Origin of the sequence: Bradyrhizobium ottawaense (genome assembly GCF_900099825.1) — a bacterium.
GTDB lineage: Bacteria > Pseudomonadota > Alphaproteobacteria > Rhizobiales > Xanthobacteraceae > Bradyrhizobium > Bradyrhizobium ottawaense_A.
In genome coordinates this window covers 502,534-518,074 of sequence record NZ_LT629693.1, presented here as the reverse complement: position 1 = coordinate 518,074, position 15,541 = coordinate 502,534, and the positions used below count along the sequence as shown (strand labels likewise).

Below are 15,541 nucleotides of genomic sequence, written 5' to 3'. Positions count from 1 at the left end.
AAGCGCATCGATTATTGTTGACGTCGGTCAAGGTATCGCACGGCATAGCGTCGTACAGTCGCTCTCGGGTATGGAGATCAGTGGAGAAAGTCCATGTGCGATTACAGCCTGCATGCTGTTGCATCTCGTCCAGCCAAGGTTGGAGAGACGCTTGTCACGACTAGTTTCTACGGCACATCGACGTGCGGCTTTGCTGCAAAAGAAGAGCCGCGTGTTGCGGTATGTCTCTTGCCAGGGACCGAGCTCGCATTCGAACAAGACGTCCGGTACAATCGCTTGTGGCTGTCAACCAAGAACGCGGGCTTTCGCGTTGCCCGGTTTTGCACGATCCAACCCCGCGCACCGGAACAGCATCGTGACGCCCTGGCGTTTCCGCACGGACACATCGTTCTCGTGAATCTATTGCCGGAGGGGCAGCAAGCACGCGTACTGCAGCTGCCTGTCATCCCGCGTGAACATCGCGCCAGTGCCGAGAAAGCTTCGACGCCTGCGGCCGATCTAGCTTTGACGGTCTAAGCCACCTCAGCACCTCGCCACGAGATGTGCCTGGCCTCGGCGAAAGGCAGCGCGGACGAACGGCATGGCAATATTCTGTAAACATCTCGCGCAAATCCGCGACGTTCTTCCAAGCGCTCTGGGGTGTGAAGAATGCCTGAAATTGGGCGACCCCTGGCTGCATCTGCGTGTCTGCCGCAGTTGCGGTCATGTCGGTTGCTGCGATCAGTCGCCCAACCGACATGCCACAAAACATTTTCGCGCCACCAAGCACCCGATCATCGAGGCCTATGATCCCCCGGAAGGGTGGGGCTGGTGTTACGTCGACGAAGTGTTGTTCGATCTTTCGGAGCGGCCGACACCGCATCTGGGTCCCATTCCCCGATATTATTGAGGCTCCATGACCAGCGCGCTGCATATCGTCTTCCCGCATTGCGACTCGATCAATCGGGTGCCGCGCGGTCCCTGCCGGGCCATGGCGCCGATCTTCGAACAGGCGGCAAAAGAGCTCGAGCCGGACGTGCGGCTGGTCAAGGTGGACAGCGATGCGGTGCCGGAACTGTTGCAGCGCTTCGGCATCCAAAGCATACCGACGCTGATGCTGGTGCACCACGGCCGGGAGATCGCACGCAAGTCGGGCGTCATGTCCCTGCCGCAGTTGCTGGCGTGGACGTTCGATGTTCTCCGAAACAAAGAAATGGAGGTCCTATGATGAAAAAAGTCATGGTCACGCTCGCGCTCGGCGCAACAGTCGCAATCGGCGTGGTTGCCACCCCCACGACGGCGGACGCCCGATGGCATCATCACGGCTTTCCCGTCGCTCCCATTATCGGCGGCTTGGCGGCAGGGGCCATCCTTGGCGCCGCGCTCGCAGCCCCAAGGCCCTATTACAGCTACGCTTACGACCCTATCTATTTCGGGCCGCCGCGATGTTACATCCGGCGCGAACGCTTCTGGGATGGATGGGGTTGGCACATTCGCCGAGTCGAGGATTGCTACTGAGCAGGCGCGGGGTCCGCGGCGGCGGACAGATGCCAGGCGGCCAGCGGACCGTCTCAGTTGATCTGTTCCGACAGCGGAACGCGGCATTCGCCGGTTCGCCGCCCGGACCAGTTCGCGAGCGATCCGCTTTGCATGCTCCAATGCCTGGGGGCATCTGCAAAGGCTCTCGAGATCGAATCCAGATATCCGGAGAATCAAGACAAGTGCGATCCAACACGGACAATACAAGATGCCACGAACCGAGTGGGCAAAACGCCACGGCTCGCGGGGCGGGGAGGCGACGCGGGAAACGGAAGCGTTTTTGTGCAGAGCAGTACCCACGGTAACGGCGATGGCTAGTTTGGTTCCCGAGAATGTGAATAGCGGCGATAGCCGCCCGAGCGGCCAATAAGTTGATCGGCCTCAAGGCCTGCGGCCCTTTCAAAAATCGCTCGCGTAAGGTCAGGCGAGAGAACCGCCAGCCGGAGCGCCTAGCGAACGACTCTGGATGTAGTCGATTGACCTCTGCGAGCATCTCGACTGACTCAGGCGTTTCATCTTGAAGCGATTGCACCCAGACGGCGCGAACAGCCGACTGAGTAAACGTCTCTGCGCGTACCTTCGAAGCTTCGCCTTCCACGGTCGATGTCATCAGGCGTTACAGCCCCGCCCTTCGCGCGGCGAGCCGCGCCAGGCCGGACCAGTCGGCGTCACTCTCGCCTTGCGCGACGCCCTCGATGAAATGATCCCGCACCAGGCTCGCGACCGGCATCGGCACCGCCAGCGCGTCGGCTGCGGCGAGCGCCAGCCGTATGTCCTTCAACCCGAGCGACATCTTGAAGCCATCAGCGGGTTTCTTCTCGTCGGCGATGATCGGTCCGTAGGTCCGATAGACCGGCGCTGAAAACAGCGTGCTAGTCAGAATGTTGAGATAACGGTGCGGGTCGATACCGGATTTCCGCACCAGCGCGAATGCCTCTCCCAGCGACTCCAGCACCGACGCAATCAGGAAATTGCCGGAGAGTTTTACCAGATTGGCCTCGGAGGGTCTAATGCTGATGACAAAAGTCTCCTGACCCATCGCATCAAACAGTGGATGGCAACGCTTGAGCATCGCGTCAGCACCGGCCGCGATGATGAAAAGCTTGGCTGCCGCCGCAGCCTCCGGCCGCCCGAACACAGGCGCGGCGATGTAACCCTGGCCGGCTTTGCCATGCGCCTCAGTCAGGTGATCGGACAGCGCCACGCTGATCGTGCTCATGGAAATGTGGATGGCATCGCTGCGAAGCGCGGAAAGCGCGCCGCAGTCTCCGAACACGACGCCCTCAACCGCCGGGTCGTCGGCGAGCATCGTGATGAGAATTTCGCCCTGGCAGGCATCGGCAACGCGGTCGGCGACTTGCACGCCCTCGCGCGCCAGGGTTTCAGCCTTGCTGCGCGTGCGATTGTAGACGGTGAGATGATGGCCAGCCTTTAGCAGGTTCCGCGCCATTGGCGCACCCATGTGGCCGAGCCCGATGAAACCGACGTCCATCGCATTATCCTTTCAGCGCGGTTGGCCATCACTATCGCGCCGCGGTCAATCGTCGCGTTGACGGGCATCAACTTTGGGTCCGCCTCAGCCCACCACGACCGTCTTGATATTGACGAACTCCTTGATGCCATAGTGCGAAAGCTCGCGACCATAACCGCTTTGCTTGACACCGCCGAAGGGTAGCCGCGGATCGGAGCGGACGTTGTCGTTGACGAACACATTGCCGCTCTCGATCTCGGCGGCGACGCGCTCACCGCGCGCGATATCGCCTGTGATGACGCCGCCGCCCAGTCCGAACACCGAATCATTAGCCGCCGCGATCGCGGCATCCTCGTTGTCGACCCGGATCACCGACGCCACCGGGCCAAACAATTCTTCTGCATAAGCGGGCATGCCTTTCGTCACCTTGGTAAGGACGGTTGGCGGATAATAGGCGCCGGGCCCCCTCGGAATCTCGCCGCCGAGCACGCAGCGCGCGCCCTTTGCGATGCTGCTCTCGACCTGTCGATGCAGCGTGTCCCGAAGATCATGCCGCGCCAGCGGACCGATTTCAGTGTCCTGTTTAAGGGGATCGCCCATTCTGGCAGCGGCCATGCGTTTGACGAAGAGTTCGACAAACCGGTCGTGCACTTTGTCGACGACGATAAAGCGCTTGGCGGCGATGCAACTTTGGCCCGTATTGATCAATCGTCCTCTGGCGCAGACGGTTGCGGCGAGATCGAGGTCGGCGTCCTCGAGGACCAGATAGGGATCGTTGCCGCCGAGCTCGAGCACGGTCTTCTTCAGAAGCGAGCCGGCCTTGCCGGCTACCGCGCGTCCGGCGGGGCCGCTGCCGGTCAGGGTAGCCGCGCGCACCAGCGGGCTTTCGAGCACCGCGTCAACCTGCGCGTTGGAGATCATCAAGGTGCGGAACAGATCCTTTGGAAAACCCGCATCCTGAAACACTCTTTCGATGGCAACCGCACAGCCCGGCACATTCGAGGAGTGCTTCATCACCGCACCATTGCCGGCCATCAGCCCCGGCGCGGCAAACCGGAAAACCTGCCAGAATGGAAAATTCCACGGCATCACCGCGAGCACGACGCCGAGCGGCTGGAAGATGACATAGCTTTTGCGGGCTTCGGTCTTGATCGGTTCGGCAGCGAGAAATCGCTCGGCGTTGTCGGCGTAGTAGTCGCAGGCAGCTGCGCATTTCTGGACCTCGGCAACGCCGTCGCGGATCGGCTTTCCCATTTCCCTCGCCATCAGATCAGCATATTTGCCAGCGTTTTCCCGCAATACTTTCGCCGCCTGGCGCATCAGGCCGGCGCGGCTCGAAAAGCCTGTTCGTCGCCAATCGAGAAACTCATTATGCGCCTTGCTGATGGCATCTCGAAGGCCGTCATCCGTCATCTCCTGATAACTCGCAAATGTCTCGCCGGTGGCGGGATTGATCGCTTTGATCGTCATCGCTTGAGCCTTTCGATCGGTGGTGCGAGGATGTTCGTCGGCATTTGCAGCGCTTGAGCCGGATCCCGTCAATTGTTGGACGCGACCTTCTGATGGCTGACGCGCCAGATCGTGCCGTTGCTGTCTTCGGTGACGAAGAGCGAACCGTCCTTCGCGACCGCGACGCCGACGGCCTGGCGCTGCACCAGTACTTGGTCGCGCTCCAGCTCCTTCTGCCAGTTGCGCCTCGTCCTCTGCCTTTTTTGCGACCGCCTGATTCAGCGTCGCCTGAAGGGCGCTCGTATCAATTTGCGCAAGAACGTCGCCGGCTCGAACGTCTTGGCCTTCGACGAAATTGACGGCCGTCAGCTTGCCATCAATCTGGCTCCGTACCGCGACTGTGTTCCAGGCCAGCACGGTACCCGGCGCGGACAGATAGATAGGGACGTCCCGCGTCTTGACCGGCGCGACGGTGACCCGGATTGCAGGCGGAGCAGGGCGGTCAGGGCGTGAATTGGACGGGACACGATGGGACAGTCCTGCTGTCGCTACGGCGGCGAGAACCACGATACCGGCAAACCAAGGCCAGTGCCCGCGCGCCTTCCCGATCATTTGGTCCGTGGTCATCATCGTCATCAAATAAGCGAGACGTCGGATTTCGCGTTGACGGCCGTCAAGGCCATGAATGGTCTTGAGCGGTGCAGTCGGCCTTGCGTGGGGGTGCGCGCGTGAACTGAGCGCAATCTTATTCGCGCCGGTAAGAGAGGCGGCCTCCACAGGGAGAACGAAGCATGAAGCCAGTACTCGCGAAGCCAGGGATCTCTCGCGTCGCAGCGAAGCACACTTGGTGAAGGCCATTGGGCGCTCGGATGGCGTCCGTTCGCGCAGCAGGCGGCCGACCACTTTTTCGGAATGGCCGAGCCCCTACACAACAGCCATTTCTGTCCAATTCACCCCGAGCTCCAGTGCGTGACGCATGGTCGCCAGCGAAACGGCGTCGTCCTGTGGTAAGCCAAATGCCCAGCCGCCGCCGCCGATTGCGCAGGCGCCAAATCCGGTTTTGGTGATCAAGACACCACTCGAGCCGAGCGGTCGCTGCAGAAGAGGCACTGCTCAATCCTCCGGTTGAAGACAGCGCCTACGATTACGGCCAAACGCACATTTCGTCGCCTTGATGCGTCAATGCAATCCAATCGTCTTGACGGCCGTCAACTTTGTGCTTGCGGTTTGATAGTCACAGTCTTCTCCGATTTACCGTCGCTGCGCCCGTTGTGCTGGCTGAGCGCGTTTGCCATGCTCGCGGCATTGGCTGCAGACTTGTTGATTCTGCGGCCTACGGTCACGTTTTTGAGCAGGCTCGCACGCCGGATCGGCGGCAAACCGTTTTACCGGTAGTCGAATTGTTTTACCGGTAGTCGAATTAAAGAGATGTCTGCTCACCTTGCTCTAGTGAGCGCAACGGAGACTTCAGTGACCTCGTGACCCGGCGCCTCGATGGTGACGGACTGCCGGTCACCTCGGGTACTTACGACCAAACTGGCCGAAAACCCGGCACCGTCAATTTTCGCCTGGATCTGACCACCACTCACGCGGCCGGACACGCTTCCAGAGGCGTTGCGGCTGGTTTCGGTCCAACTTCCACTTAGCGTCCCGCCTTCCGAGACAATGTTGGCATTGACATCGAACCGGTAGCTGTCGCTCGCGCAGCGCAGGCTCTGCTGCAGCCGCGTGCCATTTTCGCTCACATCATAATTGGCACGGCAGCGCAGGCGTTCGCGTTGTCCGCTGGCCGACTTGAGGAAGCCGCCGCCCGACCAGGCTCCGCTTAGACCTGCGAAGGGCCCTTGCTGTGCGTGGCTCGGAGCAGCATGAAGGAGCGCGGCCCCTAATATGGCTGCCCGCAGTGCCGCAGCGAATGCCGTGGACGAGCGCCGCAACATGGCATGCATCGGTTCAGCATATCGCCCTTGGGCGCTCGCTTCGTCTCGGTAGATCACCATGTTTCTGGCCGTAACTGAGTTTGGATTTTCTAGGCCGCCAACAGCTTCTCCAGCCGGATTGGCAATTGTCGGACGCGAATGCCTGTCGCATGATAGACTGCGTTGGCAATGGCCGCAGCAGTGCCCACATTGCCCAGCTCTCCAATGCCTTTTACCCCGACCGGATTGACGAAATCGTCCTTCTCCGGAACAAGGATCACGTCGACGTTTTGAATATCCGCGTTCACCGGAGTGAGATAGTCCGCAAGACTGTTATTGACGTAGCGCGCCTCACGCCGGTCGATCTCGGTTGCTTCATGTAGGGCGGAAGAGACACCCCAGATGATCCCACCCATATATTGGCTACGGGCGGTGCGGGTATTCATGAGCCGGCCCGCTGCGAAGGCGCCGACGACGCGCGGCACGCGTATCTCCCGTGTCAGCGCATGGACTCTTACTTCGACGAATTCCGCGCCGGTCGCATACATCAACTTTCCACCTTTCGAACCTCCGGTCAGAAATGGGGTGCCGGCGTACAAGTTCTTGATGGTATCGGGTTTTCCGCCCGGAGGCAGATATTCGGCATATTCCTCAATTGCTCCCACACCAAGACGACTGAAGCTCTCTTCCAGATTTGGCTGTCGCGCACCGGCGCTGCTGCCGATGGTTGATTTGTCTTCCGCAGATCTTCCGTCCGACGCTGGCCGCGATGACGAGAGTTTTGAACGGATAGCCTCGCAGGCCTTCATTACCGCAGAGCATGCGCTGGCCGTCGTGTTCGACCCGCCGGCAACCGGCGCTGGAGGCAGATTGCTGTCACCCAGCTCTACGGAAACGGAGGACAGAGGAATGCCGAGCTCTTCTGCGGCGATCTGTCCAATCACGGTGTAGGCCCCGGTGCCCAGATCGTGTGCGGCGATCTGCACGCGTGCTTTTCCGTCTGCAGTCAGACGGACCCGCGCCGCTGCTGCCCCGACGTGGGTTGGGTATACGGCGCTCGCACAGCCCCATCCGATCAGCCAATCGCCGTCTCTCATCGAGCCGGGTTGGGGGCTGCGCTTCGACCAGCCGAAACGCTCGGAGGCCTCATCGTAGCATTTCATCAGCGACCGGCTGGACCATTGCTTGCCGGTAGCATCGGTCGAGGAATCGTTGATTCGGCGCAATTCAACCGGATCCAGCTTGAGCTTGATCGCAAGCTCATCCATCGCGCTTTCAAGCGCATAGATGTATGGCACCACGGGCGGCGAACGCATGAATCCGGGCGTATTACGATCCGCGTGTACCAGGGAGACGCGGGTCTTTACCGCAGCAAAGCCGTACAAGCGTGCACTGTCTTCGACGCCTGCTACAGAATATGAATCCGGACGCGAGGTTACTTCCCATCCTTCGTGGATGAAGCTGGTGATTTTTCCACCACGTTGCGCGCCCATGCGAATGCGGTGGCGGGTTTCTGCCCGATAAGTCTGAATCGTGAAGCCCTGGTCGCGCGTTGCAACCAGCTTTACGGGCCGGTTGAGGCGCTTTGCGGCGAGAGCGACGAGTCCCGTACGCGGTGAAAACTGCGCTTTCGATCCGAACGCTCCGCCGACAAAGGGAGAAACCGCATGAACATTGGCGATATCAATGCCCATCTTCTTCGCGGCATTGGCTTTCAGGCCGTACATGAACTGGCTCGGCTCATAGATCGTCAATTCTTCGTCTTGCCAGACGCAGGTCGTCGTAAAGAGTTCGATGGGATTATGATGCTGAGGCGGCGTTTCGTACTCGGCTTCGAGTTTAACCTCCGCCCGGCTGTATTCGCCTTCCGCATCGCCTGCCTGCGGGACATCTTTCTGCTTACTGATGTCCTCTTCGCTGACGCCCGAGGAGTCGAAGGTCGCGCTCGGCTGCTCCGCATGATAAGTCACTTGAACCTTGTGAGCCGCTTCGCGCGCGGCCTCGAAGGTTTCGGCAACGACCAGCGCTATGATTTGTCCGCCATACTTGATTTCGGGTCCGAAATCCTGGATCGACGACGTCGGACCGCCGCCACCAGGTCGATACTTTATCTCTTTTAAATCACGGCTGTTCTCGTGGTAAAAGATTTCAAGCACACCGGGCACAGCCTTGGCCTCGCCGAGGTCCATCCCCTCAATGCGTCCCTTGGCGATCGCGCTGGTAATCAAGAACGCGTAGGCCGGATTGGCGACCGGAAAATCCGATCCATAGCGCGCTTCGCCGGTGACCTTCAGGCGCCCGTCAATTCGTGGCTCCGGCTTGCCCATGTTCTCCTTGGGCTCGGGGGCGGCAGTGCTCATGGTCAAATCTCCATGGCCGCGGCTTGGCGGAAGGCGCGCATCAGCGTCCGCTTGCCGAGTTCGATTTTGAATGCATTGTGTTCGCGCGGCCGTGCATCAGCGAATGCAAGGTCAGCGGCACGACTCATGGCCGCCTCATCAAGGCGCCTATTTTTGAGCGAAGCCTCCGCCTCATGGGCTCGCCACGGCACGGTCGCCACGCCGCCAAGCGCAATACGCGCTTGCTTTACGGTGTCCCGGTCAAGATCGATCGCAACCGCGGCCGACGCCAGCGCAAACTCGTACGATTGCCGGTCCCTCACTTTTAAAAATAGCGACCGCCGGGTGAAAGGTGCCCGGGTTATGCGGAAGGCCGCGATCAATTCACCTGGCCCGAGGGTTGTTTCAAGATGGGGGGTCTGTCCCGGTTGCCGGTGCAAATTCGCGAACGGAAGCTCTCGGGGACCGTTCCGCCCCATAACTTCCACCTGAGCGTCCAGAGCTATCAAGGCCTGTGCGAAATCGCCTGGATAGGTCGCGATGCAGCGTTCGCTGATACCCAAAACCGCGTGACCGCGGTTGATCCCATCAAGCGCCGCGCACCCGGAACCGGGTTCGCGCTTGTTGCAATTGGAATAGGAGGTATCGCGAAAATAACTGCAGCGGGTACGCTGCAGCACGTTGCCGCCAAGCGAGGCCATATTTCGTATTTGCGCGCTGGCGGCCAGTTGTAGCGACTCCGCGATAACGGGGAAGTCGCGGCGCACATCTGGATGATCGGCGACGGTTGACATGCGGGTCAGGGCACCAAGCCGCAGCAGATTACCGGCAAACTCGATTCGACCGGCATCGGTCTGGTCGAGATCGTTGATATCGACGACGCGGTCGGGCCGCATGACGCCGAGTTTCATGAGATCGATAAGTGTGGTGCCGCCGGCCAGATACTGACTGCGTGAATGCGCCGCGTCAGCCCCTTCATCCGCGGCACGATATGCCGAATATGCCGACAGCAGATCACCAGTGCGGGAAAACTGGAATGGTTGCATGTCAAGCCTCTTTCATTTTTGTTTTGGCCTGCTTGATAGCGTCCACGATGTTCGGATAGGCCGCGCAACGGCAGAGATTGCCGCTCATATACTCGCGGATGTCGGCGTCGGTCTCGGCATGTCCCTCCTTCACGCAGGCCACCGCCGAGACGATCTGCCCCGGAGTACAATAGCCGCACTGGAATGCATCGTGATCGATAAAGGCCTGCTGCATCGGGTGCAGCGTGCCGTCGGCCTGCGACAGACCCTCAATGGTGGTGACGTTACGACCCTCAAGCGTGGCAACCAACGTCAGACATGACAGCACGCGACGGCCATTGACCATCACGGTACAAGCGCCGCATTGGCCGTGGTCGCATCCCTTCTTGCTGCCGGTAAGACCGATATGGTCGCGCAGGGCGTCGAGCAGCGTCGTACGGACATCGATTGCAAGATGATACCGTTGTCCATTGACATCGATGGTTGTCGCGTAGGGAGCGCGAAGGTCCGGCGTTGCCGCGGGCGCCGCATTTGCGGGAGATTGATCAAGAAAGGTGATGGACATGGTGGACACCACTGAGGTCGCTAGGAAGTTTCGGCGATTCCACAGGCCTATGCCGGTGTCCTCGTTGGATGTTGCCATTCCGCGGCCTCCATTTTTTGCTTAGCCCGCAACTTGAGGGCCGCAACGGTGTTCTACTGAATTGTTTCTGAACGTCCTGAGCGAGGCGAAGTTCCTGCAACACGGGATCGTGTGATTTGGGCTCGCCTTGCTCATCAATGCTTGCCTCAAGGAATCAAATCATGCTTTGCCCGGCCTTAGGGCGCCGGACTGCACATCATAATCTTATCGTGCGAATCTCTGATGGAGCTGTCGTTGACAGGTATCAAGAGTCCATCGATCTAGCTCATCACCTACTTAGGAAGCAGCGATCTCTCCGAACGAGGTTGCCTATTGTTCGCGGCCATCGGAAAGTCTGCGTTGCGAGGTCAAAGCCAAAAAGGGCTGCTGGATGCGTTATCACGTCCGGCACAGCAGGACGCATTGTCTGCCGACCAATCTTGGGCGCGCCGCCGACAAATTGCGAGCGCCGCTTCCTTGAATTGTTATCGGACTCCAGGGCAGTGTCGGGGCGGTCAGATCCGCGGGCCGCTTGAAAACGCCCCAATTGACGACCATCAAGGCCATTGTTCAGTTCGACCGTTAAGGTTTCCCCAAAGAAGCGCTTGATCGGCTGACTTGATCGGCTGAGAAGTGAGGCCGGCTCGGCGATAGATGCGCTCTGCGGAGACGGGTGATCTCAAGGAGTAAGTTCCATGGGCGACTTCCGCCGAGGAGACAATGTGGTTCTCAAGTCGGGCGGCCCGGCGATGACCGTGAGCGCCGTCGAGAGAGGCAAGGTGATCTGCATCCGAGTTGAGGACGAGAAGGGCGTGGAGGAGGCCTTTGAGCCAGCCGAGCTGATATTTGAGGAAGAAGCAATTCCTCCAGCGAAAGAAGAGGACTGAAGCGGGCCGGGCTGGAGAAGCGTGTGCCTGAGCGAGGTGAGGAGGCACAGGAATTGATAGGAATCGAGACACTGCGTCCAGGAGTCTAAGGCATGAACATTCTGAAATGCGCGCGCGCCGTTGGCATGACCGCCATCCTGTCGACTGCGTTGGTCGGTTCCGCCGCCGCCCAATCCGCCATTGCCCAGCTCAGGGACACGAGCCGCCAGGATGTCGGCACCCTCTCGCTACTGCAGACCCCAGCCGGGGTCCTGCTCAAGCTCTCGCTCAAGGGAATGCCTCCGGGCGAACATGCCCTCCACATTCATGCCGTGGGTGAGTGCGAGCCGCCTTCGTTCGAGTCGGCGGGTCCGCAATTCAATCCAAGCAACACGGACCACGGCATCATGGCGGGCCCCGGTCATGCTGGCGACATGCCGAATTTGCACATTCCGCCGACCGGCTTGCTCGAAGTGGAACTGGTCAATGCCGCAATCACCATCGATACAGACAAGCCCAACTCCGTCTTCCCTCCCGGCGGCACCGCGGTGGTGATCCATAGCGGCAGGGACGACTACGTGACCGACCCCGCAGGAAACGCCGGTAACCGGATTGCCTGCGGCGTGATCAGCCAAGGCCCGATAACGGTCGGCCGGACACCGGCGCGATAGCGCGAATGATTGACTGATAGTGCAACGAACTCGGTCTGCCACCTCAAGGGCAACCGCAGATCGATGCGGAGCCGTGTGGCCTACTCCGACGGATGAGCATAGTCGTCGATCTAGCCGAGGAGGTCAGCTCACAAAAATTGACGGCCATCAAGGCCCTTAGATACAGCAACCGTTTATTCTGCTGCGCTTCCACCCCGCGTGCGCGAAACCCATAACGAGTGAAGCCTCGAATGAAGAAAAATTCCACGCTGTCGAGTGGAGCCATCTGATCGAATTGCGCGAGTGATCTGCGGGTGTGGACGAGCAAGGGTTCTGACGGGGAGTCCCTTTAATTCTTACCGCCGATTCCTCGCCGCGAGCTCACAGATGTTGAACCAGTGTGCCCGCCAGTCTGAAGACCAGTCGTCCTCGATCGCCAAGCCGTCTCAACAACTTTGGACTTTGGCCGCATGTCCCGCTGTCGATCATGACGCGCGTCCAGAAGGGGAGGCGTCGTCGAGCGGTCGCCCACCTCTTTCGCCTCGCTGTATCGTTATCATGGCCGCTGCCGGCGGCATCGCGGTTGCCAACCTCTATTACAATCAGCCGATGCTGCCCGATATCAGCCGGAGCTTCGACGTTGCAGCAAATGTAATCGCAGTTCTGCCCATGTCGACACAGATCGGTTATGCGCTGGGTCTGTTCCTGTTCGTGCCGATTGGCGAAGTCGTCGATCGCCGCCAACTGGTCTCGGCTCTGCTGTTCGGTATCATCGTTTCGCTGGTCGCCCTTGCACTGGCACCATCGCTTGCATGGCTCGATATCGCCAGCTTGACGCTGGGCATGACGTCAGCCGTGGCGCAGGTTCTCATTGCCTTGGCGGCGCAGCTCAACCTGCCGCAGCGCCGCGGCCGCGTCATTGGCATCCTGCAGGCGGGCATCCTCGCTGGCATCCTGCTCGCCCGGACGGTGTCCGGTACGGTGAGCGCACATCTTGGCTGGCGTCCGATGTTTTGGCTGGCAGCCGCACTGAACCTCGGCGCACTGGTTGTCCTGCATCGGGTCTTGCAGCAGCCGCCACCCCCGTTGCTACAGCCATATCCGCGAGTACTGCGATCGCTCAAGGATCTTTGGCAAAGCTATCCCCAGCTGAGAACGTCATCGCTGATCGGGGCGCGGCTGTTTGCCGCGTTCAGCGTCTTCTGGTTGGCCCTCGCATTTCGTCTTAGCGAACCACCATTCGGCTATGGGCCTCAAGTGGCCGGACTGTTCGGGCTGCTTGGCGCGGCAGGTGCCACGAGTGCGCCTCTCATTTCGGCTGGCCGGGCACAACGGCGCTCGGGCTGCTCTATAGTTGCGCCGCGATCTTCGTGCGCTTCGTCGCCTGGATGCCCGCGACCACCGGCGTGATTAGTGGCCAAACTCGTGCCCATCGTGGTCGCGCACCCTCCAGTCGCCGAAATTGTCGTTCGGAACAACGTGAATAGCGGCGGCTGCCATCGCCCGAGCTCCACGCGAGGTGCGAAGATTGCCAGCGGATTGACCACGGCGCCGTGACGAGAATCAATTCTCAGCATCGCGGAGAAAATCGGCAGAATCTGACAGCCGTCAAGGTGTCCGCGAGCGAAGCGCCTATCCGAAGGGAACCGAGCGCAACCCGAAGAGTCCTCCCCGCTCCCGCCACCGCTGCGCCGGAATCTAGTTTCAGGATATATCGAGAGGGGCATCTTCGAAGCAACACGCCCACCGGTCATGGCGCGTGCCTTAACGGTCGGAGCGGCAAATGTCACAAACGGTTTCGGAACTTCTGGTCGGCGTGCTCGAACAGATCGGTGTCAGGCATCTCTTTGGATTGATTGGTGATTCGCTCAATCCGCTGGCGGATGCGGTCCGGCACAGCAAGATCGAATGGGTCGGCGTACGACATGAAGAAGGTGCGGCGCTGGCCGCCGCCGGGCAGGCCAAGCTCACCGGCCGGCTCGGCGTGTGTGCCGGCACCACCGGCCCCGGCAGCAACCATCTGGTCGCCGGCCTCTATGAAGCGAGCCGCGACCACGCGCCGGTACTGGCGCTGTCCGGCGACATGCCGCTAAATCTGCAAGGCACCGATTTCATCCAGACCACCGATCCCGATCTGCTGTTCCGCGACGTCTCGCTCTACACCGAAACTCTTTCTTCCGCGGCACAGGCGCCGGCCGTCATCCACCAGGCCATCGCCGCCGCCTATGCCGGCCCCGGCGTCGCGCATCTGACCCTTCCGCAGGACGTGATCTCCGCGAAGGCGGAGGGCAAAGCCTCGAGCCTGGGCACCTTGAAGCCGCGTAGCGAAATCACCGCCAGCGAGACCGACGTCGCCGAGGTGGCCCGCAGGATTGATGCGTCCGACAATGTGGTGATCATGTGCGGCGCCGGGTGTCGCGGCGCCGCCGATCTGCTGGGCAGGCTGTCGGATCGTCTCAAGGCGCCGCTGGTGCATTCGGTGCGCGGCAAGGAGCTGATGGCGTACGACGATCCGCGCTGGATGGGCGGCCTCGGCATGATCGGCACCAAGCCGGTCTACCACGCTGTACAGGATTGCGACCTGCTGCTGATGGTCGGCACCGACTATCCCTATTCCAATTTCCTGCCGGCCAAAGGCAATGTGATCCAGATCGACGAGCGCGCGCAGGTGCTTGGCCGGCGCACGCCGACGATGCTCGGCGTTGTCGGTTCGGCACGGCCGACCTTGAAGCTGCTGCTCGACAGGGTGGAGGAGAAAACCGATATCCTTTTCTGGGACAAGGTTACCCATGAGCGTCACCGATGGGACGAGATGCTGAACAAACAAGCTGACCTCAGGCGCAGCGGGGATCGCATCCATCCGCAGGCGGTGGCGCGCGCGGTCAGCGATCTGGCGCGTCCCGATGCGATCTTTGTTTTCGACACCGGACTGAACACGCTATGGTCGGGGAACTGGATCCGGCAGACCGGATCGCAGCACATCATCGGTTCGTTCAACAATGCCGCGGTGGGCACGGCGCTCGGTCAGGCCAACGGCGTGCAGGCGCTGGACTGTACGCGCCAGGTGATCGCGCTGACCGGCGACGGCGGCTTCAACATGCTGATGGGAGAATTCCTGACCGCCGTTCATCACAACTTGCCGGTCAAGATCATCATCTACAATAATTCCGCGCTCGGGCTGATCACGCTGGAGGCCGAAAGCGTCGGCCTCGTGCCATTCCGCGAAGCCATCGAATTTCCCAATCCCGATTTTGCCGCGCTGGCACGCGCCTGTGGCGGTCACGGATTCATGGCGCGAAAGCCGAACGAGTTGATGGCCGCAATCGCCGAGGCCTTCGCCGTCGATGGCCCGGCGATCGTCGACGCCGTCGTGGCCGCCGACGAGATGCCGAACATGCCCCATGTCGAACTCGAGCAGGTCGCACATTATACCGTGGCCAAGATCAAGGAAGCCGTGCTCGCCGTCACCGGCGGGTAACGAGCCTAATGTCCGCAGGTCAATGCGGACTTACACTCCAACTGCGCCAAACGCGGGCATGCTTGTGCCCGCGCCTGATCCGGTATTCGCCATGTTCTGCGTGGCTAGGCTGGAACCCTGAGGTCGGCAGCAGCGTCGCCGCTGACGTCCTGTTCGCGCCGGACAACAGGCTGTGTGTACCGAAAACCTTATCCGAGTTGATGA

At 60.6% G+C, this 15,541-nt stretch carries 15 protein-coding genes and 1 pseudogene; 8 read left to right on the top strand and 8 right to left on the bottom strand.

The window, feature by feature from the left end; translation table 11 throughout:
* Nucleotides 1-93 precede the first annotated feature (93 nt).
* The 4 genes from BLR13_RS02540 (at nucleotide 94) to BLR13_RS02525 (ending at nucleotide 1,497) form a co-directional block, all read left to right on the top strand.
* Nucleotides 94-516: a hypothetical protein gene (locus BLR13_RS02540; protein ID WP_074827908.1), complete on the top strand. Its 423-nt coding sequence runs from the start codon at nucleotides 94-96 to the stop codon at nucleotides 514-516.
* Between the two features lie 64 nt (nucleotides 517-580).
* On the top strand, nucleotides 581-889 hold the full coding sequence (locus tag BLR13_RS02535) for a UBP-type zinc finger domain-containing protein (RefSeq protein ID WP_171945002.1): 309 nt from the start codon (nucleotides 581-583) through the stop codon (nucleotides 887-889).
* A gap of 6 nt (nucleotides 890-895) precedes the next feature.
* A complete protein-coding gene (locus tag BLR13_RS02530) occupies nucleotides 896-1,207 on the top strand; it encodes a thioredoxin family protein (protein WP_074827912.1) in 312 nt (103 codons plus the stop codon).
* Nucleotides 1,204-1,497 (top strand): hypothetical protein, encoded by a 294-nt coding sequence (locus BLR13_RS02525; RefSeq protein WP_244525063.1) that lies wholly within the window; start codon nucleotides 1,204-1,206, stop codon nucleotides 1,495-1,497. The genes BLR13_RS02530 and BLR13_RS02525 overlap by 4 nt, the downstream gene beginning before the upstream one ends.
* A gap of 637 nt (nucleotides 1,498-2,134) precedes the next feature.
* On the opposite strand, the gene BLR13_RS02520 is transcribed toward BLR13_RS02525, so the two are convergent.
* The 8 genes and pseudogenes from BLR13_RS02520 to BLR13_RS02490 all read right to left on the bottom strand — a co-directional run bounded on the left by BLR13_RS02520 (nucleotide 2,135) and on the right by BLR13_RS02490 (nucleotide 10,364).
* The gene (locus BLR13_RS02520; RefSeq protein WP_074827914.1) at nucleotides 2,135-3,010 is read right to left on the bottom strand and encodes an NAD(P)-dependent oxidoreductase; all 876 of its coding nucleotides are present in this window, start codon (nucleotides 3,008-3,010) and stop codon (nucleotides 2,135-2,137) included.
* A gap of 84 nt (nucleotides 3,011-3,094) precedes the next feature.
* Nucleotides 3,095-4,459 (bottom strand): NAD-dependent succinate-semialdehyde dehydrogenase, encoded by a 1,365-nt coding sequence (locus BLR13_RS42515; protein WP_074832045.1) that lies wholly within the window; start codon nucleotides 4,457-4,459, stop codon nucleotides 3,095-3,097.
* Nucleotides 4,460-4,714: 255 nt separating this feature from the next.
* Nucleotides 4,715-5,050: pseudogene (locus tag BLR13_RS42510) on the bottom strand (biotin/lipoyl-binding protein); the annotation flags it as partial.
* Between the two features lie 312 nt (nucleotides 5,051-5,362).
* The gene (locus tag BLR13_RS39840; protein ID WP_154070883.1) at nucleotides 5,363-5,509 is read right to left on the bottom strand and encodes a hypothetical protein; all 147 of its coding nucleotides are present in this window, start codon (nucleotides 5,507-5,509) and stop codon (nucleotides 5,363-5,365) included.
* 365 nt (nucleotides 5,510-5,874) lie between these two features.
* The gene (locus BLR13_RS02505; RefSeq protein ID WP_244525062.1) at nucleotides 5,875-6,438 is read right to left on the bottom strand and encodes a hypothetical protein; all 564 of its coding nucleotides are present in this window, start codon (nucleotides 6,436-6,438) and stop codon (nucleotides 5,875-5,877) included.
* 29 nt (nucleotides 6,439-6,467) lie between these two features.
* Nucleotides 6,468-8,717, bottom strand: coding sequence for a xanthine dehydrogenase family protein molybdopterin-binding subunit (locus BLR13_RS02500; protein ID WP_074827917.1), 2,250 nt, complete (start codon nucleotides 8,715-8,717; stop codon nucleotides 6,468-6,470).
* A 2-nt stretch (nucleotides 8,718-8,719) separates the two neighbouring features.
* Entirely contained in the window at nucleotides 8,720-9,742 is a 1,023-nt protein-coding gene (locus BLR13_RS02495; protein ID WP_074827919.1) for an FAD binding domain-containing protein, read from the bottom strand.
* 1 nt (nucleotide 9,743) lies between these two features.
* A complete protein-coding gene (locus tag BLR13_RS02490) occupies nucleotides 9,744-10,364 on the bottom strand; it encodes a (2Fe-2S)-binding protein (RefSeq protein ID WP_074827921.1) in 621 nt (206 codons plus the stop codon).
* A gap of 674 nt (nucleotides 10,365-11,038) precedes the next feature.
* On the opposite strand from BLR13_RS02490, the gene BLR13_RS02485 reads away from it, so the two are divergent.
* The 4 genes from BLR13_RS02485 to BLR13_RS02470 all read left to right on the top strand — a co-directional run bounded on the left by BLR13_RS02485 (nucleotide 11,039) and on the right by BLR13_RS02470 (nucleotide 15,337).
* Nucleotides 11,039-11,230: a DUF2158 domain-containing protein gene (locus BLR13_RS02485; RefSeq protein WP_074827926.1), complete on the top strand. Its 192-nt coding sequence runs from the start codon at nucleotides 11,039-11,041 to the stop codon at nucleotides 11,228-11,230.
* Between the two features lie 92 nt (nucleotides 11,231-11,322).
* A complete protein-coding gene (locus BLR13_RS02480) occupies nucleotides 11,323-11,880 on the top strand; it encodes a superoxide dismutase family protein (protein WP_079586870.1) in 558 nt (185 codons plus the stop codon).
* Nucleotides 11,881-12,417: 537 nt separating this feature from the next.
* Nucleotides 12,418-13,269: an MFS transporter gene (locus BLR13_RS02475; RefSeq protein ID WP_074827930.1), complete on the top strand. Its 852-nt coding sequence runs from the start codon at nucleotides 12,418-12,420 to the stop codon at nucleotides 13,267-13,269.
* Between the two features lie 373 nt (nucleotides 13,270-13,642).
* Nucleotides 13,643-15,337 carry a thiamine pyrophosphate-dependent enzyme gene (locus BLR13_RS02470; RefSeq protein ID WP_074827932.1) on the top strand — a complete coding sequence of 565 codons (1,695 nt, stop codon included), beginning with the start codon at nucleotides 13,643-13,645 and terminating at the stop codon, nucleotides 15,335-15,337.
* The last annotated feature ends 204 nt before the right edge of the window (nucleotides 15,338-15,541 follow it).